At 58.4% G+C, this 20,574-nt stretch carries 17 protein-coding genes, 1 tRNA gene and 1 pseudogene; 1 reads left to right on the top strand and 18 read right to left on the bottom strand.

Going from position 1 to position 20,574, the window contains the following annotated elements:
- The 4 genes and pseudogenes from AC13QY_RS31895 to rpsL form a co-directional block, all read right to left on the bottom strand.
- Positions 1-82: pseudogene (locus tag AC13QY_RS31895) on the bottom strand (GTP-binding protein); the annotation flags it as partial.
- Positions 83-148: 66 nt separating this feature from the next.
- Positions 149-2,248 carry an elongation factor G gene (gene fusA, locus AC13QY_RS31890; protein ID WP_106997622.1) on the bottom strand — a complete coding sequence of 700 codons (2,100 nt, stop codon included), beginning with the start codon at positions 2,246-2,248 and terminating at the stop codon, positions 149-151.
- Between the two features lie 30 nt (positions 2,249-2,278).
- A complete protein-coding gene (gene rpsG, locus AC13QY_RS31885; protein ID WP_069614847.1) occupies positions 2,279-2,749 on the bottom strand; it encodes a 30S ribosomal protein S7 in 471 nt (156 codons plus the stop codon).
- Between the two features lie 81 nt (positions 2,750-2,830).
- Positions 2,831-3,202 (bottom strand): 30S ribosomal protein S12, encoded by a 372-nt coding sequence (rpsL, locus tag AC13QY_RS31880; protein ID WP_003507760.1) that lies wholly within the window; start codon positions 3,200-3,202, stop codon positions 2,831-2,833.
- A gap of 508 nt (positions 3,203-3,710) precedes the next feature.
- Between rpsL and AC13QY_RS31875 the strand changes: the two genes are divergently transcribed.
- Positions 3,711-4,004, top strand: coding sequence for a hypothetical protein (locus AC13QY_RS31875; RefSeq protein WP_004123433.1), 294 nt, complete (start codon positions 3,711-3,713; stop codon positions 4,002-4,004).
- A gap of 115 nt (positions 4,005-4,119) precedes the next feature.
- Here AC13QY_RS31875 and rpoC read toward each other — a convergent pair whose 3' ends face one another.
- The 14 genes from rpoC to AC13QY_RS31805 all read right to left on the bottom strand — a co-directional run.
- The gene (rpoC, locus tag AC13QY_RS31870; protein WP_113353738.1) at positions 4,120-8,328 is read right to left on the bottom strand and encodes a DNA-directed RNA polymerase subunit beta'; all 4,209 of its coding nucleotides are present in this window, start codon (positions 8,326-8,328) and stop codon (positions 4,120-4,122) included.
- A 176-nt stretch (positions 8,329-8,504) separates the two neighbouring features.
- Positions 8,505-12,647 (bottom strand): DNA-directed RNA polymerase subunit beta, encoded by a 4,143-nt coding sequence (gene rpoB / locus AC13QY_RS31865; RefSeq protein ID WP_112435150.1) that lies wholly within the window; start codon positions 12,645-12,647, stop codon positions 8,505-8,507.
- 262 nt (positions 12,648-12,909) lie between these two features.
- Entirely contained in the window at positions 12,910-13,293 is a 384-nt protein-coding gene (gene rplL, locus AC13QY_RS31860) for a 50S ribosomal protein L7/L12 (RefSeq protein WP_069614844.1), read from the bottom strand.
- A gap of 58 nt (positions 13,294-13,351) precedes the next feature.
- Positions 13,352-13,870: a 50S ribosomal protein L10 gene (gene rplJ / locus AC13QY_RS31855; protein ID WP_047637052.1), complete on the bottom strand. Its 519-nt coding sequence runs from the start codon at positions 13,868-13,870 to the stop codon at positions 13,352-13,354.
- Between the two features lie 330 nt (positions 13,871-14,200).
- Positions 14,201-14,899, bottom strand: coding sequence for a 50S ribosomal protein L1 (gene rplA / locus AC13QY_RS31850; protein ID WP_069614843.1), 699 nt, complete (start codon positions 14,897-14,899; stop codon positions 14,201-14,203).
- A gap of 4 nt (positions 14,900-14,903) precedes the next feature.
- On the bottom strand, positions 14,904-15,335 hold the full coding sequence (gene rplK / locus AC13QY_RS31845) for a 50S ribosomal protein L11 (protein WP_069614842.1): 432 nt from the start codon (positions 15,333-15,335) through the stop codon (positions 14,904-14,906).
- 213 nt (positions 15,336-15,548) lie between these two features.
- A complete protein-coding gene (gene nusG, locus AC13QY_RS31840; protein WP_004123460.1) occupies positions 15,549-16,079 on the bottom strand; it encodes a transcription termination/antitermination protein NusG in 531 nt (176 codons plus the stop codon).
- Positions 16,080-16,097: 18 nt separating this feature from the next.
- Positions 16,098-16,298 (bottom strand): preprotein translocase subunit SecE, encoded by a 201-nt coding sequence (gene secE, locus AC13QY_RS31835; RefSeq protein ID WP_069614841.1) that lies wholly within the window; start codon positions 16,296-16,298, stop codon positions 16,098-16,100.
- Between the two features lie 195 nt (positions 16,299-16,493).
- Positions 16,494-16,569: transfer RNA gene (locus AC13QY_RS31830), tRNA-Trp, on the bottom strand.
- 214 nt (positions 16,570-16,783) lie between these two features.
- A complete protein-coding gene (locus AC13QY_RS31825) occupies positions 16,784-17,659 on the bottom strand; it encodes a 3-deoxy-manno-octulosonate cytidylyltransferase (RefSeq protein WP_173004648.1) in 876 nt (291 codons plus the stop codon).
- Positions 17,660-17,664: 5 nt separating this feature from the next.
- Positions 17,665-18,351 carry a glycosyltransferase family protein gene (locus tag AC13QY_RS31820; RefSeq protein WP_069614840.1) on the bottom strand — a complete coding sequence of 229 codons (687 nt, stop codon included), beginning with the start codon at positions 18,349-18,351 and terminating at the stop codon, positions 17,665-17,667.
- 329 nt (positions 18,352-18,680) lie between these two features.
- Complete coding sequence (locus AC13QY_RS31815; RefSeq protein ID WP_488494567.1) at positions 18,681-19,574, bottom strand: NAD-dependent epimerase/dehydratase family protein; 894 nt, start codon at positions 19,572-19,574, stop codon at positions 18,681-18,683.
- Positions 19,575-19,824: 250 nt separating this feature from the next.
- Positions 19,825-20,334 (bottom strand): AAA family ATPase, encoded by a 510-nt coding sequence (locus AC13QY_RS31810; protein ID WP_113333945.1) that lies wholly within the window; start codon positions 20,332-20,334, stop codon positions 19,825-19,827.
- Positions 20,335-20,405: 71 nt separating this feature from the next.
- Positions 20,406-20,574 (bottom strand): EF-Tu C-terminal domain-related protein (locus tag AC13QY_RS31805; protein WP_488493962.1); only part of this gene is annotated, 169 nt, incomplete at its 5' end.

Genomic DNA, 20,574 nt, shown 5'->3' with positions numbered 1-20,574 from the left:
ACGACGTCTTGCCGTGGTCAACGTGACCGATCGTCCCGATGTTAACGTGCGGCTTATTGCGCTCAAACTTACTCTTTGCCATTTTCGGCTCTCCGTTTTCCTGTCCCCTGAGGGATCAATTCTTGTTATCGGTCAATTGGTATTCCGGTCACTTCTGACCGGAATACTTTGCCTGGATTTCCTGTGCGACGTTCGACGGAACCGGCGCATAATGATCGAAGGTCATCGTGTACTGTGCACGACCCTGAGACATCGAGCGCAGGTTATCGACGTACTTGAACATGTTCGCCAGCGGAACGTTCGCGCTGATGACGACGGCGATACCGCGGCTCTCCTGGCCCTGGATCTGACCACGGCGAGAGTTCAGGTCGCCGATAACGTCACCGACGTAGTCTTCCGGCGTTACGACTTCGACCTTCATCATCGGCTCGAGGAGCTGAGCACCGGCTTCGCGAGCTGCTTCACGGAAGCAAGCGCGAGCGGCAATTTCGAAGGCCAGAACCGACGAGTCGACATCGTGGAAGGCACCGTCGATGAGCGTCGCCTTAACGCCGAGCATCGGGAAGCCTGCCAACGGGCCCGAAGACAGAACGCTTTCGATACCCTTCTGAACGCCCGGGATGTATTCCTTCGGAACAGCACCGCCAACGATCTTGGATTCGAACTTGAAGTCTTCGCCTTCCGGGTTCGGCTCGAATACGAGCTTGACGCGTGCGAACTGACCGGTACCGCCGGTCTGCTTCTTGTGCGTGTAGTCCTTTTCCGTCAGGCGCGTGATGGTTTCGCGGTAGGCAACCTGCGGCGCGCCTACGTTTGCTTCAACCTTGAACTCACGACGCATGCGGTCGACGATGATGTCGAGGTGCAGTTCGCCCATGCCGGCGATGATCGTCTGACCGGATTCCTGGTCGGTCTTGACGCGGAAGGACGGGTCTTCTGCAGCCAGGCGATTGAGCGCAAGGCCCATCTTTTCCTGGTCACCCTTGGACTTCGGCTCGATCGCGATCTGGATGACCGGTTCCGGGAATTCCATGCGCTCGAGGATAACCGGCTTCAGCGGGTCGCAGAGCGTGTCACCCGTCGTGGTTTCCTTGAGGCCGGCGAGAGCAACGATGTCGCCAGCATAGGCTTCTTCGATGTCTTCACGGGAGTTGGAGTGCATCTGCAGCATGCGGCCGACGCGCTCGCGCTTGTCCTTGACCGTGTTCATGACCGAAACGCCCTTCTCCAGCTTGCCGGAATAGATACGGGCAAAAGTGAGCGAACCGACGAACGGGTCGTTCATGATCTTGAACGCGAGCATCGAAAGCGGCTCGTTGTCGTCAGCGTGACGCTCGATCTCGGCTTCCGTCTTGGCATCGATGCCCTTGATCGCCGGAATGTCGAGCGGCGACGGCAGGTAATCGACAACGGCGTCGAGGAGCGGCTGAACACCCTTGTTCTTGAATGCGGTGCCGCAGAACATCGGATGGAACTTGACGTCGATCGTGCCGCGACGAACGAGTTCGCGGATCTTGTCGTTGTCAGGCAGGTTGCCTTCGAGGTAGGCTTCCATCGCGGCTTCGTCGATCTCGACAACGGTCTCGATCAGCTTTTCGCGATATTCTTCAGCCTTGGCCTTCATGTCTTCCGGGATTTCGACGACGTCCCACTGGGCGCCGAGCGACTCGTCGCGCCAGATCAGAGCGTTCATCTCGACCAGGTCGATAACGCCCTTGAAGTCGCTTTCAGCGCCGATCGGCAGCTGCATGACAACTGCGGTCGCGCCGAGGCGGGTCTTGATCATCTCAACCGAGCGATAGAAGTCGGCGCCGGTCTTGTCCATCTTGTTGCAGAAGATCATGCGCGGAACATGATACTTCTCAGCCTGACGCCAGACGGTTTCCGTCTGCGGCTCAACGCCGGCGTTGGCGTCGAGCAGCGCGATGGCACCGTCGAGAACGCGCAGCGAACGCTCGACTTCGATGGTGAAGTCAACGTGGCCGGGAGTGTCGATGATGTTGAAGCGGCGGGTCTTGCCGTCACGGCCCTTCCAGAAGGTCGTGGTAGCAGCAGAGGTGATCGTGATGCCACGCTCCTGCTCCTGCTCCATCCAGTCCATCGTGGCAGCGCCATCGTGAACTTCGCCGATCTTGTGCGACTTACCGGTGTAGTAAAGAATACGCTCGGTCGTCGTGGTCTTGCCGGCGTCGATATGCGCCATGATACCGAAATTGCGGTAGTCTTCGATTTTATATGCGCGAGCCATTGTGGACTGCCTTTCCGAAACCGTTCGGGATTACCAGCGATAATGCGAGAACGCACGGTTGGCATCAGCCATCTTGTGCGTGTCTTCGCGCTTCTTGACGGCAGCGCCGCGGTTGTTGGAGGCATCGAGAAGTTCGCCGCACAGACGGTCGATCATCGTCGTCTCGTTACGCTTGCGAGCAGCGGTGATCAGCCAGCGGATGGCCAGAGCCTGGCGACGCTCAGGACGCACATCCACCGGAACCTGGTACGTAGCACCACCAACGCGGCGCGAGCGGACTTCAACGTGCGGAGCGATGTTATCCAAAGCCTGATGGAACACGCCGAGCGGTTCCTGCTTTGCCTTGCCCTGCACGGCGTCAAACGCGCCATATACGATGTTTTCCGCTACGGACTTCTTGCCGTCCAGCATGATGGCATTCATGAACTTGGTAACAACCAGATCGCCGAACTTCGGGTCCGGATTGATCTCGCGCTTTTCTGCTCTATGACGTCGGGACATGTAACTTCTCGTCTCTCAACTGTTGCGACGCTTAACCACGCGGAGAACCTCGCGCAGCGCCGGATTATCTAAAAATCCGAATTACTTCGGACGCTTTGCACCGTACTTCGAACGGCGCTGCTTGCGGTTCTTGACACCCTGGGTATCGAGAACGCCGCGGATGATGTGGTAGCGAACACCCGGAAGGTCCTTAACGCGGCCGCCACGGATCATGACGACAGAGTGTTCCTGAAGGTTGTGACCTTCACCGGGGATGTAACCAATGACTTCGAAGCCGTTGGTCAGGCGGATCTTTGCGACCTTACGCAGAGCCGAGTTCGGCTTCTTCGGCGTCGTGGTGTAGACGCGGGTGCAAACGCCGCGCTTCTGCGGGTTCTCCTGAAGAGCGGGAACCTTGTTACGCTTTACCTGCGCCTGGCGAGGCTTGCGGATCAGCTGGTTTACGGTAGGCATTCAACCATCCCTTGTAAATCTATCTCGACACCCTTGCGGGCATGACTTTCGCCGTCACCGGCACGACACACGTTCGTCTCAATGCGCAAAACGTGGCCCGATCCGCTCTCGCAGATGGACCACAGAAAAGCAGAGGACACCGAAGGTGGCGTCGTGCGAGCAGCATTCGTGTCTTCAACGTGCGTTTAGAACCTTGTTTGAGGTGAACTCCAGGGCGCGTCGCCCCGAATAGCCATGCCTCACATGGGTTCCGATGGCGGCGGTACTACTGGTTTCCCACCGGTTCGTCAAGGCCGGTTAAGAAATTATCTTTGTCATAAAGCCCGGAAACCCCGGCCAAACCAGCCATTTGGCGCATTGGATAGGGAAATGCCGCCCCTTCGGCAAGATGGACTTTGGTATTTCGGCAAAATCCCTATAAGGAATCACGGAAGAACATTTCCATCTGACGGACCCGCGCGGCGAAAAGGAATCGCCGGGTCGATTCGATACTCCCGAAGGAAGATCCATGATTACTGCGCCAGACAATGACAACAATTCCGACGGCCCCATGGTCTTCATCATCATCGGCAAGGGTTATGAGACCGATGGCGGCGAAGGCATCGACCTGCACGTCATGCTGAAAGCGCCCGACGATGATACCGCCGTGCGCGAGGCACTGAACGCTCTTGCCGAAGAGGGCTTCATCGAGGCCGACCTCGACCAGATCGGACTCCTGACGGATATTCCGGACGAGGAGCCGCATGCCTCCGCCTATCAAGGCGCACTCGAAGGCGAAGTCGCAATCATCCGCTTCCGCTGATCGGACAACCGTCTGAGGAAGACGGCGCCCCCTCACCTCGCCGATTTCATTATGCACAAAAAGAAACCGCCCGGATCGCTCCGGGCGGTTTTGATTTTTCACATTCGCTCGCGGCTTATTCGGCCGGGCTGTTCTCGCTGGCGAGATCCTGCAGCATCGGCGTTGCAACGCCGGCGCCAGTGCCCTTGCGACGCTCTTCGAGGATGAGCTCGTCGCGAGCCGTAGCGATGCGGCGGATCTGCGTCATGGTACCGCCGGTACCGGCCGGGATCAGGCGGCCGACGATGACGTTTTCCTTCAGGCCCTGCAGACCGTCGGTCTTGCCGGCGATTGCAGCTTCGGTCAGCACCTTCGTCGTTTCCTGGAAGGATGCAGCCGAGATGAAGGACGGCGTCTGCAGCGATGCCTTGGTGATGCCGAGCAGAACCGGATCGCCATAAGCAGGCTTCTTGCCTTCTTCGATCAGGCGGTCGTTGGCGTCTTCCAGCTCGATACGGTCGACGTTGTCGCCGACGATGTACTGGCTGTCGCCCGCATCGGTGATTTCCACCTTCTGCAGCATCTGACGGACAATCACTTCGATGTGCTTGTCGTTGATGACAACGCCCTGCAAGCGGTAGACTTCCTGGATTTCGTTGACCAGGTAAGAAGCCAGAGCCTCCACGCCCTTGATCGCCAGAATGTCGTGCGGAGCCGGGTTACCGTCGAGGATGTAATCACCCTTTTCGATATAGTCGCCTTCCTGAAGGTGGAAGGGCTTGCCCTTCGGGATCAGGTATTCGACCGGCTCGACACCGTCTTCCGCCGGCTCGATGATGACGCGACGCTTGTTCTTGTAATCGCGGCCGAGGCGGATCGTACCATCGATCTCTGCGATGATGGCGTGGTCCTTCGGACGACGAGCTTCGAACAGTTCGGCAACACGCGGCAGACCACCGGTGATGTCCTTGGTCTTGGCGCTTTCCAGCGGCGAACGGGCGAGAACGTCACCCTGAGACACCTTCTGCCCCGGCTCGACCGACAGAATCGCGTCGACCGAAAGCAGGAAGCGTGCTTCACCACCGCGCGAGAGCTTGGCGACATTGCCGCTGGCGTCCTTGATGACGATCGCCGGCTTCAGATCCGAGCCGCGCGGCGTCGAGCGCCAGTCGATAACCTGACGCTTGGTGATGCCGGTGGATTCGTCCGTCGCTTCGAGGACCGAGAGACCGTCGACGACATCTTCGAAGTGAACCGTACCGGCCACTTCCGTCATCATCGGACGGGTATAGGGGTCCCACTCTGCGAGACGCTGACCGCGCTTTACCTTGTCGCCATCGTCGACATAAAGCTTCGAGCCGTAGGCAACGCGCTGCGAGGAGCGTTCAACGCCACGTTCGTCCAGGATCTGCACCGTCATGTTGCGGCCCATGGCAACGAGGTTGCCTTCGGAGTTGCGCAGCATATTCCGGTTCTTGATCTGAACCGTGCCCTCGTAAGAGGCTTCCAGGAACGACTGGTCGACCACGGTCGCCGTGCCACCCAGGTGGAAGGTACGCATGGTCAGCTGCGTGCCCGGCTCACCGATCGACTGTGCGGCGATGACGCCGACAGCTTCACCGATGTTGACAGGCGTACCGCGAGCAAGGTCGCGACCGTAGCAGACCGAGCATACGCCCGTCTGGATTTCGCAGGTCAGAGCCGAACGGATGCGGATGGACTGGATACCAGCCTTCTCGATCTCGATGACATCGGGCTCGAGGATCATCTTGCCGGCATCGACGATGCGCTCACCCGTGACCGGATGATCGATGTCGTCCAGGGCCGTACGGCCGAGGATGCGGGCGCCGAGCGAGGCAACGACCTGACCGGCATCGACGATGGCGGTCATGGTGAGGCCGTTTTCGGTACCGCAATCGATCTGCGTGACGATGCAATCCTGCGCGACGTCGACCAGACGGCGGGTCAGGTAGCCCGAGTTCGCGGTCTTCAAGGCGGTGTCGGCCAGACCCTTACGGGCACCGTGCGTCGAGTTGAAGTACTCGTTAACGGTGAGGCCTTCCTTGAAGTTCGAAATGATCGGCGTCTCGATGATTTCGCCCGACGGCTTGGCCATGAGGCCGCGCATGCCGCCCAGCTGGCGCATCTGGTTCGGAGAACCACGAGCACCCGAGTGGCTCATCATGTAGATCGAGTTCATCGGCTTCTGACGACCGGTCTTTTCGTCGAATTCGACGGCCTTAATGCGGGCCATCATTTCTTCGGCGACCTTTTCGGTGGCCTTACCCCAAGCGTCGACAACCTTGTTGTACTTTTCGCCCTGGGTGATCAGACCGTCGTTATACTGCTGCTCGTATTCCTTCACGAGCGCTTCGGTATCGCCGACGATCTTGGCCTTGGTGTTCGGGATGACCATGTCGTCCTTGCCGAACGAAATGCCGGCGCGGCAGGCATGGGCAAAGCCGAGCTGCATGATGCGGTCGCAGAAAATGACCGTGTCCTTCTGGCCGCAATGACGGTAGACCGTGTCGATCATCTTGGAGATGTTCTTCTTGGTCATTTCCTGGTTGCAGATGTCGAAGGTGACCTTTGCATGCTTCGGCAGAAGTTCGCCGATCAGCAGACGGCCGGGGGTCGTTTCATAGATCTTCGAATATGGCTTGCCATCTTCGCCGACCGACTTGAAGCGGCCGCGGATCTTCGAATGCAGCGTCACGACCTTGTTCTCAAGTGCGTGATGCAGCTCGCCGAGATCAGAGAAGGCCATGCCTTCGCCCGGCTCGTTCTGGTTCAGGATCGACAGATAGTACAGGCCGAGAACCATGTCCTGCGAGGGAACGATGATCGGCGCGCCGTTTGCCGGGTGCAGAATGTTGTTGGTCGACATCATCAGCACGCGGGCTTCAAGCTGGGCTTCCAGCGAGAGCGGCACGTGAACGGCCATCTGGTCACCATCGAAGTCGGCGTTGAAGGCCGTGCAGACGAGCGGATGCAGCTGGATGGCCTTGCCTTCGACCAGCGTGGGTTCGAAGGCCTGGATGCCCAGGCGGTGCAGCGTCGGTGCGCGGTTCAAGAGAACCGGATGCTCGCGGATGACCTCGTCGAGGATATCCCAGACTTCCGGCTTTTCCTTTTCGACCAGCTTCTTGGCCTGCTTGACGGTCGAGGAGTAACCCTTCGCATCGAGACGGGCATAGATGAACGGCTTGAACAGCTCGAGCGCCATCTTCTTCGGCAGACCGCACTGATGCAGCTTGAGCTCCGGACCGGTCACGATGACCGAACGGCCGGAATAGTCGACGCGCTTGCCGAGCAGGTTCTGACGGAAGCGGCCCTGCTTGCCCTTGAGCATGTCGGACAGCGACTTCAGCGGACGCTTATTGGCGCCGGTGATGACGCGGCCGCGACGGCCGTTATCGAACAGCGCATCGACAGATTCCTGCAGCATGCGCTTTTCGTTGCGGATGATGATGCCCGGAGCGCGCAGTTCGATGAGACGCTTCAGACGGTTGTTACGGTTGATGACGCGACGGTACAGATCGTTCAGATCCGAGGTCGCGAAACGGCCGCCATCGAGCGGAACCAGCGGACGCAGGTCCGGCGGGATGACCGGGACGACCTTCATGATCATCCATTCCGGGCGATTGCCGGATTCCATGAAGTTCTCAACGATCTTCAGGCGCTTCATCAGCTTCTTCTGCTTGAGATCCGACGTCGTGTCGGCAAGCTCGGAGCGCAGGTCGCCGGCGATCTTTTCGAGATTCATGCTGGCCAGCATCTCGTAGATCGCTTCAGCGCCGATCATGGCGGTGAACTGGTCCTCGCCATATTCGTCGACGGCGAGCATGTACTCTTCTTCCGTCAGGAGCTGATGCTCCTTGAGCGCGGTGAGACCCGGCTCGGTGACGATGTAGTTTTCGAAGTAGAGAACGCGCTCTACATCCTTCAGCGTCATGTCGAGCAGCGTCGAAATGCGCGAAGGCAGCGACTTCAGGAACCAGATGTGGGCAACGGGAGCGGCGAGCTCGATATGGCCCATGCGCTCACGGCGAACGCGCGACAGCGTGACTTCGACGCCGCACTTTTCGCAGATGATGCCCTTGTACTTCATGCGCTTGTACTTGCCGCACAAGCATTCGTAGTCCTTGATCGGTCCGAAGATTCGCGCGCAGAAAAGACCATCGCGTTCCGGCTTGAACGTACGATAGTTGATCGTTTCCGGCTTCTTGATCTCGCCATAAGACCAGGAAAGAATCTTCTCCGGCGACGCAATCGAAATCCGGATGGAATCGAAATTCTGCGCAGGCACCTGCGGATTGAAAAGATTCATGACCTCTTGGTTCATGCCTATCTCCTTTAGGGGCGAAACGCCCTCGAATTGCGTGCAGTGCCGGCAAATCCCGGGAACCGGACTGACGCTTTAAAACCGCCTTGCGGCGCCATGCATCCAAAGGGACGCCAACGGCGCTGCAATATTCCAAGCGGTGCGCGCTGACCGACAGCGCGCACCCTGACAGGCTATTACTCGGCTGCGTCCGGAAGCTGGCTTGCCGTCTGCAGATCGTCGACCTTGGAATTTTCCAATTCGACGCTGAGACCCAGCGAGCGCATTTCCTTGACGAGAACGTTGAAGCTTTCCGGAATGCCCGCCTCGAAGGTGTCGTCGCCACGAACGATGGCTTCGTAGACCTTGGTACGGCCGGCCACGTCGTCCGACTTGACCGTGAGCATTTCCTGCAGCGTATAAGCTGCACCGTAAGCTTCGAGCGCCCAGACTTCCATTTCGCCGAAGCGCTGGCCGCCGAACTGCGCCTTACCGCCCAGCGGCTGCTGGGTGACGAGCGAGTACGGACCGATCGAACGGGCGTGGATCTTGTCGTCGACAAGGTGGTTCAGCTTCAGCATGTAGATGTAGCCAACCGTAACCTGGCGGTCGAACTGCTCGCCGGTACGTCCGTCGTACAGCGTCGACTGGCCGGTTTCCTTGAGACCTGCCATTGCCAGCATCTTGTTGACGTCAGCTTCGCCAGCACCGTCGAAGACCGGGGTCGCGATGGACACGCCACGCTTCCACTGGTCGGCCAGACGCAGAACCGATGCATCGTCGTACTCGTGAACGTCGTCGCTCTTCGGGCCATCGCCAACGACCAGGTCGATCGTCTTGCGCAGAGGCTCGATGTTGCCGCTTGCCTTGTAGGCTTCGATCAGTTCGCCGATCTGACGCCCCATGCCGGCGCAAGCCCAGCCCAGGTGCGTTTCGAGAATCTGACCAACGTTCATGCGCGAGGGCACGCCGAGCGGGTTCAGCACGATATCGACATGCGTACCGTCTTCCAGGAACGGCATGTCCTCGACCGGAACAATGCGTGAGACCACGCCCTTGTTCCCGTGACGGCCTGCCATCTTGTCACCCGGCTGGATCTTGCGCTTCACGGCAACGAAGACCTTGACCATCTTCATGACGCCCGGAGGCATTTCGTCGCCACGCTGGACCTTCTCGACCTTGTCCATGAAGCGCTGTTCGAGGCGCGACTTGGATTCGTCGTACTGGCCACGCAGGGCTTCGAGCTCGCTCTGGACCTTTTCGTCCTCGACGGCGAACATCCACCACTGCGAACGCGGATACTCGGAAACGACGGCGTTCGATAGTTCCGTGCCCTTCTTGAAGCCCTTCGGACCAGCAAGAGCAACCTGACCACGCAGCATCTCGACCAGACGGCCGTAAACGTTACGATCGAGGATCGCCTGTTCGTCGTCACGGTCCTTGGCAAGGCGTTCGATCTCTTCGCGCTCGATCGCCATGGCACGTTCGTCCTTTTCGACGCCGTGACGGTTGAAAACGCGAACTTCGACGACCGTACCGTAGGTGCCGGGCGGCATGCGCATGGAGGTATCGCGAACGTCCGATGCCTTTTCGCCGAAGATGGCGCGCAGGAGCTTTTCTTCTGGCGTCATCGGGCTTTCGCCCTTCGGCGTGATCTTGCCGACGAGGATATCGCCCGGCTGAACTTCGGCGCCGATGTAAACGATGCCGGCTTCGTCCAGGTTCTTCAGCGCTTCTTCCGAAACGTTCGGAATATCACGGGTGATTTCTTCCGGACCGAGCTTGGTGTCGCGCGCCATCACTTCGAACTCTTCGATGTGAATGGAGGTGAACACGTCGTCGGCAACGATACGCTCGGAGAGCAGGATCGAGTCTTCGTAGTTGTAACCGTTCCACGGCATGAACGCGACGAGCACGTTGCGGCCGAGGGCCAGATCACCGAGGTCGGTCGACGGACCGTCTGCCAGGATGTCGCCCTTGTTGACCACGTCACCGACTGTCACCAGCGGGCGCTGGTTGACGCAGGTGTTCTGGTTCGAACGCTGGAACTTCATCAGGCGGTAGATATCGACGCCGGACTTCGACGGATCGAGGTCTTCGGTGGCACGGATAACGATACGCGTTGCGTCGACCTGGTCGACCACGCCGCCGCGGCGGGCGCCGATAGCAGCACCGGAGTCACGCGCGACGACCGGCTCCATGCCGGTACCGACGAACGGGGCTTCGGCACGCAGAAGCGGCACGGCCTGACGCTGCATGTTCGAGCCCATGAGAGCGCGGTTGGCGTCGTCGTTTTCCAGGAACGGGATCAGAGCGGCGGCGACCGAAACCAGCTGCTTCGGCGAGACGTCCATCAGGTTGATGTTGTCGCGCGGAGCAAGCATGACTTCGCCGGCATGACGGCAAACGACGAATTCCTCGATGAAGGAGCCGTCGGCGTCGAGCTCGGCGTTGGCCTGAGCAACGTAGTACTTCGCCTCTTCCATAGCGGAGAGGTAGAGCACGTCGTTGGTCACCTTACCGTCGATGATGCGGCGATAAGGGCTTTCGATGAAGCCGTACTTGTTGACGCGGGCAAAGGTCGCCAGCGAGTTGATGAGGCCGATGTTCGGACCTTCCGGCGTTTCGATCGGGCAAATACGACCGTAGTGCGTCGGATGAACGTCGCGGACTTCGAAGCCGGCACGCTCGCGGGTCAGACCGCCCGGGCCAAGAGCCGAAAGACGGCGCTTGTGGGTGATTTCCGAAAGCGGGTTCACCTGGTCCATGAACTGCGACAGCTGCGAGGAGCCGAAGAATTCGCGGACAGCGGCGGCAGCCGGCTTTGCGTTGATCAGATCCTGCGGCATGACCGTGTCGATTTCGATCGAGGACATGCGTTCCTTGATCGCACGCTCCATGCGCAGCAGACCCAGACGGTACTGGTTTTCCATCAGCTCGCCGACCGAACGGACGCGGCGGTTGCCGAGGTTGTCGATATCGTCGATCTCGCCCTTGCCGTCGCGCAGCTCGACGAGCATCTTGACCACGGCCAGGATGTCGTCCTTGCGCAGGATGCGGACGGTGTCTTCGACGTCGAGGTCGAGGCGCATGTTCATCTTGACGCGGCCGACGGCGGAGAGATCGTAGCGCTCCGCATCGAAGAACAGCGAGTTGAACATGGCTTCGGCCGATTCCATGGTCGGCGGCTCACCCGGACGCATGACGCGATAGATGTCGAACAGAGCGTCCTGGCGGTTCTCGTTCTTGTCTGCTGCGAGCGTGTTGCGGATGTAGGCGCCGACATTGATGTGGTCGATGCCGAGAACCGGGATCTCGTCGAAGCCGGCGTTCAGGATAACAGGCAGTGTCTTCTCGTCGATTTCGTCGCCGGCTTCGAGATAGATCTCACCGGTCTGGAAGTTGACGATGTCTTCCGCCAGGAAGAGGCCATATAGCTCTTCGTCGGTCGCCTTCAGGGCCTTCAGGCCCTTGTCCTGCAGCTGACGCAGCAGGCGCGGCGTGAGCTTCTTGCCGCCTTCGACAACGACTTCGCCGGTGTCGGCGTCGATCATGTCGGCAACGGTCTTGGCGCCCTTCAGAGTTTCCGGCTTGAAGGGAATGCGCCAGCCATCGCCGTCGCGCTGATAGAGCGACTTCGTGTAGAAGGTCGACAGGATGTCTTCGCCATCCATGCCGAGCGCCATCAGCAGCGACGTCACCGGAATCTTGCGGCGGCGGTCGATACGGGCGTAGACGATGTCCTTGGCGTCGAATTCGATATCGAGCCAGGAGCCGCGATACGGGATGACGCGAGCGGCGAAGAGCAGCTTGCCGGAAGAATGGCTCTTGCCCTTGTCGTGATCGAAGAAGACGCCCGGCGAACGGTGCATCTGCGACACGATCACGCGCTCGGTGCCGTTCACGATGAACGTACCGTTGTTCGTCATGAGCGGCATGTCGCCCATGTAGACGCTCTGTTCCTTGATGTCCTTGATGGACTTCGCGCCCGTATCCTCGTCGATATCGAACACGATCAGACGGAGGGTCACCTTCAGCGGCGCGGCGTAGGTCAGGTCGCGCTGGCGGCACTCATCGACGTCGAACTTCGGCGGTTCGAACTCATAGGAAACGAACTCCAGCATGGAAGCGCCGGAGAAATCGGTGATCGGGAAAACCGACTTGAAGACAGCCTGAAGACCTTCGTCCGGGCGGCCGCCCTTCGGTTCTTCGACCATGAGAAACTGATCGTAGGATGCCTTTTGAACCTCGATGAGGTTCGGCATCTCTGCGACTTCGGGAATCTTACCAAAAAACTTGCGTACGCGCCTGCGACCGTTGAACGAAAGGGTCTGAGCCATCGTCGCTCCTTTAAAATCCTGCACCCGGGCCTGCAACGGATGGGAACCGCTGGCCAGGCGACCCCATCAATCAATGAGTAGTTCAATCTCGTCTATCTAACCGAAAACCGCTCAGCCGGATTGCGTCGCGGTTCGGTTTGAGACCATCCTCTTGAAGAACCCATTACCCAAAAGCCGTTTTGCCCGCGGCTTTTGGGTAATTCGTTCAGAAAAACGGCAAATGGGAGGTAGCAAAAAGCCACCTCCCAAAGCAGTTTCAAGCTTACTTAACGTCGACCTTAGCGCCGGCGTCTTCGAGCTTCTTCTTGATGTCAGCGGCTTCAGCCTTGGAAACGCCTTCCTTGACAGCCTTCGGAGCGGCTTCAACGAGGTCCTTGGCTTCCTTGAGGCCGAGGCCGGTGATGCCGCGGACTTCCTTGATGACGTTGATCTTGTTCGCGCCGGCATCAGCGAGGATGACGTCGAACTCGGTCTTTTCTTCTTCAGCAGCTGCAGCAGCGCCGCCAGCACCACCAGCAACGGCAGCAACAGCTACCGGAGCAGCGGCGGAAACGCCCCACTTTTCTTCGAGAAGCTTCGACAGTTCTGCGGCTTCGAGAACGGTCAGCGAGGAGAGGTCTTCAACGATCTTTGCGAGATCAGCCATTTTAGTAGTTCCTTTTGTTCGGTTCGAACTGGTTGGTTATGAACAGCGAAAAACCGCCTTACGCGGCTTCGTCCTTCTTGGCGTAGGCCGAGAACACGCGAGCAAGCTGGCTTGCCGGCGCTGCAACAACACCTGCGATGCGGGTAGCCGGAGTCTGGATCATGCCCAGCAGCTTCGCGCGCAGCTCGTCCAGCGAAGGCAGGGTCGCGAGCGACTTGACACCTTCGGCGTTGAGCGTTGTTGTTCCCATGGCGCCGCCCAGAACAACGATCTTATCGTTGGTCTTGGCGAAATCCACGACGACCTTCGGAGCGGTAATCGGGTCATTGCTGTATGCGATCAGCGTCTGACCGGTGAAGAGATTGGAAATCCCTTCCGCATCCGTGCCCTGAAGAGCAATTTTGGCCAGGCGGTTCTTCGCGACTTTGACGGTGCCGCCAGCAGCGCGCATCTTGGAACGAAAATCGTTCATCTGAGCGACTGTAGCACCAGCATAGTGGGCCACGACAACCGAGCCCGAAGCCTTGAAGACTTCGTTCAGTTCCGTGACGAATTCGCGTTTTTCCGCTCTTTCCACTGCTTTTCTCCAGTTGACAGGACCGGGTTAGCGGGCCTGCCGGGTTGCCTTTTGCCTCCTGGGATCAATGAGATCCCAAGCGACGCTTGAGGATCCTGTCCCCTCGCGCTCGAGCCTGACGGCTCCAAGGCACAAGGCATCCAAGGCTCGAACCGAGTTCATCGAAGCGAAGCTTCTTCAAAATTCGGGTCTTACCCGTCTCATGCAGGCTTGAGTGATTAAGGGATAACCACCTGCAATCTCGGACAGGAATTCCGGATTTCTCCGGAAATCCCGGCCCCGAAAGGCCGGGAATTCTTAAATGCCGGGCGTCTAGCCCGACAGAACCAATCAGGCGCTCGGCGCCGTAACCGTCGACGGCTCGATCTTGACGCCCGGACCCATGGTCGAGGAGATCGCTACGCGCTTGACGTAGTTGCCCTTGGCGCCAGCCGGCTTCGCCTTGATGACGGCGTCGGCGAAAGCGCGGATGTTTTCTTCCAGAGCCTTGGCGTCGAAGGAAGCCTTGCCGATACCGGCATGGACGATACCAGCCTTCTCGACGCGGAACTCGACAGCGCCGCCCTTGGAAGCTTCAACAGCACCCTTGACGTCCATCGTAACCGTACCAACCTTCGGGTTCGGCATCATGCCGCGCGGGCCGAGAACCTTACCGAGACGGCCGACGAGCGGCATCATGTCCGGGGTGGCGATGCAGCGATCGAAATCGATCTTGCCGCCCTGAACGATTTCGACCAGGTCTTCCGCACCGACGACGTCAGCGCCGGCAGCCTTGGCTTCGTCAGCCTTGGCGCCACGAGCGAAGACGGCAACGCGAACCGTACGGCCGGTGCCGTTCGGCAGGTTGACGACGCCGCGAACCATCTGGTCGGCGTGACGCGGATCAACACCGAGGTTCATCGAGATTTCGACGGTTTCGTCGAACTTGGCGACGGCACGTTCCTTGACCATGTTGATGGCCAGATCCAGAGCATAGAGCTTGGTCGGATCAACGCCTTCACGAATCTTCTGAATACGCTTTGCTACCATGGTCTTAACCTACCACTTCCAGGCCCATGGCGCGGGCAGAGCCCTCGATCATGGCCATTGCGCCTTCGATATCGGCGGCGTTCAGATCCTTCATCTTGGCTTCGGCGATCGCCTTGACCTGTGCCTTGGTCAGGGTGCCAGCCTTGGCGCCCTTGCCCGGGGTCTTCGAGCCGGACTGGATCTTCGCTTCCTTCTTCAGGAAGTAGCTGACCGGCGGCTGCTTCATGACGAAGGTGAAGGACTTGTCCTGGTAGTAGGTGATGACGACCGGGATCGGCATACCCTTTTCCATTTCCTGCGTGGCGGCATTGAACGCCTTGCAGAATTCCATGATGTTAATGCCACGCTGACCAAGCGCAGGACCGATCGGCGGCGACGGATTCGCCGAGCCGGCCTTGACCTGCAGCTTGAGCTGGCCTGCAACTTTCTTAGCCATTTCTCTCTGCCTTTCTACATGACCGGTTGCCCGGCCTACTATGCCGGATCGCTCCGGCGGCTGCGGTTGCGTGGTGCGGATCGCCAGGCCCGGCTAAGACCCTACCCTTCCACGCGGATTGCGGCTTGGCCGCGAGATATAAGCAAGCATTTGCTTATATCCAAACTCGAACAAAAGGCCAGCCGCCAGGCCAACCTTTCGTAGAAATCACAATCAGACCTTCTCGACCTGGCTGTATTCCAGCTCGACCGGCGTAGCGCGGCCGAAAATCGACACTTCCACCTTCAGGCGCGAACGCTCTTCGTCCACATCCTGAACCGTGCCGTTGAACGATGCGAACGGACCGTCGGATACGCGGACCTGCTCGCCAATCTCGAAGGATACAGAAGCCTTCGGCCGCTCGACGCCTTCCTGGACCTGACCGAGAATGCGCTCGGCTTCATAATCCGGAATCGGAACGGGCTTATTGTCGGAGCCGAGGAAGCCAGTGACCTTCGGCGTATTCTTGATCAGGTGGTAAGCTTCATCCGTCAGGTTGGCGCGCACGAGCACGTAACCCGGGAAGAACTTGCGCTCGCTGTCGACCTTGCGGCCGCGACGAACCTCAACAACCTTTTCGGTCGGCACAAGGATCTTCTCGAACAGATGCTCGAGACCCTTCTGCCTGGCCTTCTCCTCGATGGATTCAGCCACTTTCTTTTCGAAATTAGAATAAGCGTGGACGATGTACCAACGTGCCGCCATGTTCATCTCCACCCGATATCAGTTGCCGGTATTCAGCACGTAGCTGAGAATCCAGCCAATGAGCTGGTCGGCAGCAAAGAAAAACAGCGAGGCGAAAACGACCATGACGAGCACCATCACCGTCGAGATCATCGTCTCGCGACGCGAGGGCCAAGTGATTTTCGACGTCTCGGAGCGCACCTGCCGCAGAAACGCTAGTGGATTCGTTTTGGATGCCATTGACTGCCCACGCAATTACGGCGCGTAAAGCTGAACATATCAGCCCCACGCACCGCGTGTCTGTTAAACCCTACATAAACACCGATTCCCGATTTAACAAGAGGCAATACGGTGTTTTCTAAAATTTGCCGACAAACCGGCATGACCCTCAACCCAAGAAGCTGCGAAACGACGCGCCAGTCAAATCAAGGAAAATGGCAGGGGCAGCAGGGCTCGAACCTACGACCTGCGGTTTTGGAGACCGCCGCTCTACCAACTGAGCTATACCCCTTCTTCCTTCGAATATTCGCTCCAGGCGGTGGACCGCCCGAGCAGTTCGAAGACATGGCGCTCCCTTTAAGGCGGGACGAAACGATTGGCAAGAGCGTTTTTTGCTTTTTCCCAATAGAGCCCGCAACTTCACATGAGACATGTCCGAGCGGACGAATCTGCCAGACGGTCAAATCGGCCGCGAATCCTGCGGAAAGGATGCCCCCTCGCCCTCATTACTCTCCGGGAGAACCTTTCGGCTTGCGCTTGAGAAATTTCGGCCTGAGGCGACGCATAAAATTGTCAGCGGAGCGAATCACATTGGTCAGGGAGATCAGCTTGTCTATTTCGGCGTCGGTATTTCCGAGCCGCTCAGACAAAACCTCGGCTGCAGCCAAGGCAATCTCGGCCGGAGGCACTTCCGTGAAGCGCTGGGCAAGGCTGATATAAGGGTTCAGTGCGATCCCACCATGGATGGTGATCTTTCCCAGCCGCGTAAACAAGCGCAGAAAGGTCTGCTCGAAACTCCAATCGTGGGCGGAAACCACCCTCCACTTCTGACTGCGCCGGGCCGAGAAGCCGGCAAGTACGATCTTGCCGGGCAATTTCAGATCGCTGAGCCACAGAGCCATGGCAAAGCCGCTCGTCGGCGTCTTGCTCTCCGTATAGAAATCGGAGCAGAAGCCGACGAGATCGAGATGGCCAGTCGGCGCCCCCTGAAAATCGGCGGCGGGATTGAGCTTCTCTTCCGCACCGAGGCGGATATTCATGATGCCGAGGAAATATTCCTTCGGAAAGAACTTGACCACCTCGCCCACTTCGCCGCGATAGACGATGTTGGCGCCACGCGGCTGGCCACGAGAGATCAGCAGTGAATGCCCATGGAACGGGCGATCCAGAACCTTGTAGACCTTGTTGAAGAAGACGAAGAGCGCAGTCTCGGGAAACTGCGCCTGCAGGCTTGAGATATCGACCGCATCGCTATTGGCGACCAGGACGATATGGGAAAACCCCATCAATATGGTCCGCCATTCGTCGGTGCTGCTCAAACCAGCCGCGGAACCCGCGGCCGGTATGCCGACCTCAATATTTCCGGTCGTCTTATGATCCAAATCGCTCACTTCTGCTGGACGTGCAGCATGCGGTCGCGCATGGCGAACCATTCTTCAGCGTAGTCGTCGTTGCGGTATTCGTCAAAATACGGGCCGCCATCGGTGAAATGCACGAGCTTCGCATCTTCGCGATAGTCGTATTCGTTGACGAGATAGTTCCAGACGACCGGCACCTCACCGATCTGATCGTCGTTCTCCAGCCACTTGAACTGATGAAGCTGAAGGCCCGTCGCCGTATTGACGAAATCCTTCGTCAAGGCCGTGCACTTGGCGTTGTTGAACAGGATCATGCTGGACCAGTTCTTCTTTTCATACTTCGTCTGCGTCTGGCCGAGGAACTTGGTTTCGATCTTTGGCTGGTAGTCGTGCTTGACGCACATGGCGGCATAACGATCGTCACGCAGCGCCCAAAGCTCGGCGATATCGGCGCGGGCGAGCATGTCGCAGTCCATGAAGATGCTCCAGCCCTGGTAATCGCTGAGGTAAGGCACGAGAAAGCGCGAGAAGGAAAATTCTGTCGACTGCAGCGGATTGCGCTCGCGGGTGAAGATGCCCTCGAGATTGTTGAGCACGATCGGCGAGAAGACCACCGGAATAGACGAGCGCTCGATGATGCTCTGGGTCAGGACGTGATAGGCCACGACCTCCTTGGAATCGAACCCGACGAAAATACGTGCAACATTATCCTTCATGATACCTCCGAAACGGCTAAGCGCCTGCAGGCCAGCCGGCTATTATCTTTCGTCGCGACGCAAATCGCACGCTGCTCACCCCTGAGGCCCATCAGCCGGAGGGCGCTGGTTCGAAACAGGCGCGCGGATATACCGAACCATGCGCTGCAATCTCTAGGAGATGCTTCGCGAACGCAACCCTACTTAAATAAACGGCTGTATTTGTCGAGTGTTTGGGGAAGCATTTTTGGTTTTGTTGCGTAACAAATGGAGAGGCACCCTACTCTGGATCGATGCCTTTGCCAGGCGCCAACACAAAGCGCCCGGCCGATCGCATGAGCTGCGCGCCCTCAAACCTTCACATATTTCCGCCAGTCGTGCTCTTCCTTGAAGCCCAGAACCTCGCGGATCTTGCGATTGGATAGCAGTCCCTCATATTCGCCGATCTCGCGGGTGAAAGGCACATTCGGAAAATGCTTGGCGGCAAGTTCGCGCGAGGGCGTATTGGCCGAAACCGTGTCGTTGGCGGCATTGAACACCTGGAAGCCGAGGCCGTTCTTCTCGATGCAGAGATGAACGATCTGACCGAGATCGCGGGCGTCGATATAGCTCCAGGCAATGCGCTTGCGGATTTCGCTGTTGGCGAAAAACTCGGGGAACCGCTCATATTCATGCGGCTCGATGACATTGCCGATGCGCAGCGCGTAGATATCGATGCCGAAACGCTCGGCAAAGGCGCGGGCGGTCTTCTCGTTCACGACCTTGGACAGACCATAGGAATCCATCGGATTGACGTCATAGTCCTCCTCCAGCGGGAACTGATGGAAGTTGCGATGACCTTCGGCGAAGCAGACACCATAGGTCGTCTCGCTGGAGGCGATAATGATCTTCTTCACGCCGAGCTTTGCCGCCGCCTCGATGACATTATAAGTGCTCATCGTGTTGATGCGAAAGGTCTCATTGTCTGGTTTGATCAGAATGCGCGGAATGGCGGCGAAATGCACGACGGCATCGAAAGGCTGCACACCCTTGCCTTCATCGAGATCGGGAAAATCACGATGCATGGTCAGGACATTATAAACCTGTCCCGCATCGGTGACATCGGCCTGCAGGTTGGTGACGCCAGGGCTATTCAGCGGCACGAGATCGACATTGTGGACCTCATAGCCGGCATTGACCAGCCAAGGAACCGTGTGACGTCCAGCCTTGCCGCTGCCGCCCGTGAACAAAATACGTTTCTTCATGAAATCTCCTCCAGATAAAATCGAGCGATACATAGGCCCTTGCGCTCATTTCGCAAGACACGGCTTGGTGAGCGGAGGCTCTTCCGCCAAGATAATCGAATAGAGATGGCTAGCCTGCCAAAGAGGCCAATGGCGACTGGAACCACTACACCAGCGGCAAAAGCGATTTCGTTGCCGATATCGTGCGCCGCGCGAAGGCCGAATTTCGGATCAACGAAAAATATCGCCGGCGGGTGACAATATCCTCCGACTAATCGAGCAGGTGCCTCAGCACATTATCCACACTCTGCCTGAGCGAAAGATGGCTCGTATCGAGAATCTCAAGACCGGATGCTTGGGCCTCGCGGCGCAGATAAGCGGCCCAATTCATCATGTTCGCATCGGCAAGTTCCGGCTGGCCTCTCTCAGCGGACAAGCGATGTGTCCTCGTTGCATCATCGCAATCGATCAATATGAGGCGATAGTCATCGGCCCTGGCAGCCGCTGCAGCTTCGATAACGAAGGATGGGCGCATCTGCCCCTCGAAAAGAACGCCCCTGCCCTTCTGCGCTTGCGGCACAAGCCGTTCCAGCCATTCGATGGTCTTGTCGCGCTGCCAGGCCTCGGGCGAACCATGATCCCTGACCATAGCATCAAGCGACGGTACGCCGATGCTGTCGAAATGATAGACGGCTAACCTTCGCGCGTGGTCCCTGGCTATTGCCTCCGCGATAGCAGTCTTTCCCGAACCGGAGGCGCCGGTCAGAATGATCAGGCTCATGCACCATCTCCCAATGCAAAAAGGCCCCGCTGTTTCCAGCGGGGCCTTCTTATAAAGGAATAATCCTGGAATTACTCGACGATGGAGGCGACGATGCCAGCGCCGACGGTACGGCCGCCTTCGCGGATCGCGAAGCGAAGCTTTTCTTCCATCGCGATCGGAACGATCAGCTCGACGTCAACCGTGACGTTGTCGCCTGGCATAACCATTTCCGTGCCTTCCGGAAGCGTCACGATGCCC

This window comes from Martinezella sp. CNPSo 3795, assembly GCF_057784475.1.
This window is presented reverse-complemented; position numbering and strand designations above follow the sequence as displayed.

Bases quoted from the DNA above. Each gene is read 5' to 3' on its own strand.
- AC13QY_RS31820 (WP_069614840.1), bottom strand. From the start codon at position 18,351: ATGAAGGATAATGTTGCACGTATTTTCGTCGGGTTCGATTCCAAGGAG.
- AC13QY_RS31810 (WP_113333945.1), bottom strand. From the start codon at position 20,334: ATGAGCCTGATCATTCTGACCGGCGCCTCCGGTTCGGGAAAGACTGCT.
- rplL (WP_069614844.1), bottom strand. From the start codon at position 13,293: ATGGCTGATCTCGCAAAGATCGTTGAAGACCTCTCCTCGCTGACCGTT.
- AC13QY_RS31815 (WP_488494567.1), bottom strand. From the start codon at position 19,574: ATGAAGAAACGTATTTTGTTCACGGGCGGCAGCGGCAAGGCTGGACGT.
- fusA (WP_106997622.1), bottom strand. From the start codon at position 2,248: ATGGCTCGCGCATATAAAATCGAAGACTACCGCAATTTCGGTATCATG.
- rpoC (WP_113353738.1), bottom strand. From the start codon at position 8,328: ATGAACCAAGAGGTCATGAATCTTTTCAATCCGCAGGTGCCTGCGCAG.
- rpoB (WP_112435150.1), bottom strand. From the start codon at position 12,647: ATGGCTCAGACCCTTTCGTTCAACGGTCGCAGGCGCGTACGCAAGTTT.
- secE (WP_069614841.1), bottom strand. From the start codon at position 16,298: ATGGCATCCAAAACGAATCCACTAGCGTTTCTGCGGCAGGTGCGCTCC.
- rplK (WP_069614842.1), bottom strand. From the start codon at position 15,335: ATGGCTAAGAAAGTTGCAGGCCAGCTCAAGCTGCAGGTCAAGGCCGGC.
- rpsL (WP_003507760.1), bottom strand. From the start codon at position 3,202: ATGCCTACCGTAAACCAGCTGATCCGCAAGCCTCGCCAGGCGCAGGTA.
- AC13QY_RS31875 (WP_004123433.1), top strand. From the start codon at position 3,711: ATGATTACTGCGCCAGACAATGACAACAATTCCGACGGCCCCATGGTC.
- nusG (WP_004123460.1), bottom strand. From the start codon at position 16,079: ATGGCGGCACGTTGGTACATCGTCCACGCTTATTCTAATTTCGAAAAG.
- rpsG (WP_069614847.1), bottom strand. From the start codon at position 2,749: ATGTCCCGACGTCATAGAGCAGAAAAGCGCGAGATCAATCCGGACCCG.
- rplA (WP_069614843.1), bottom strand. From the start codon at position 14,899: ATGGTAGCAAAGCGTATTCAGAAGATTCGTGAAGGCGTTGATCCGACC.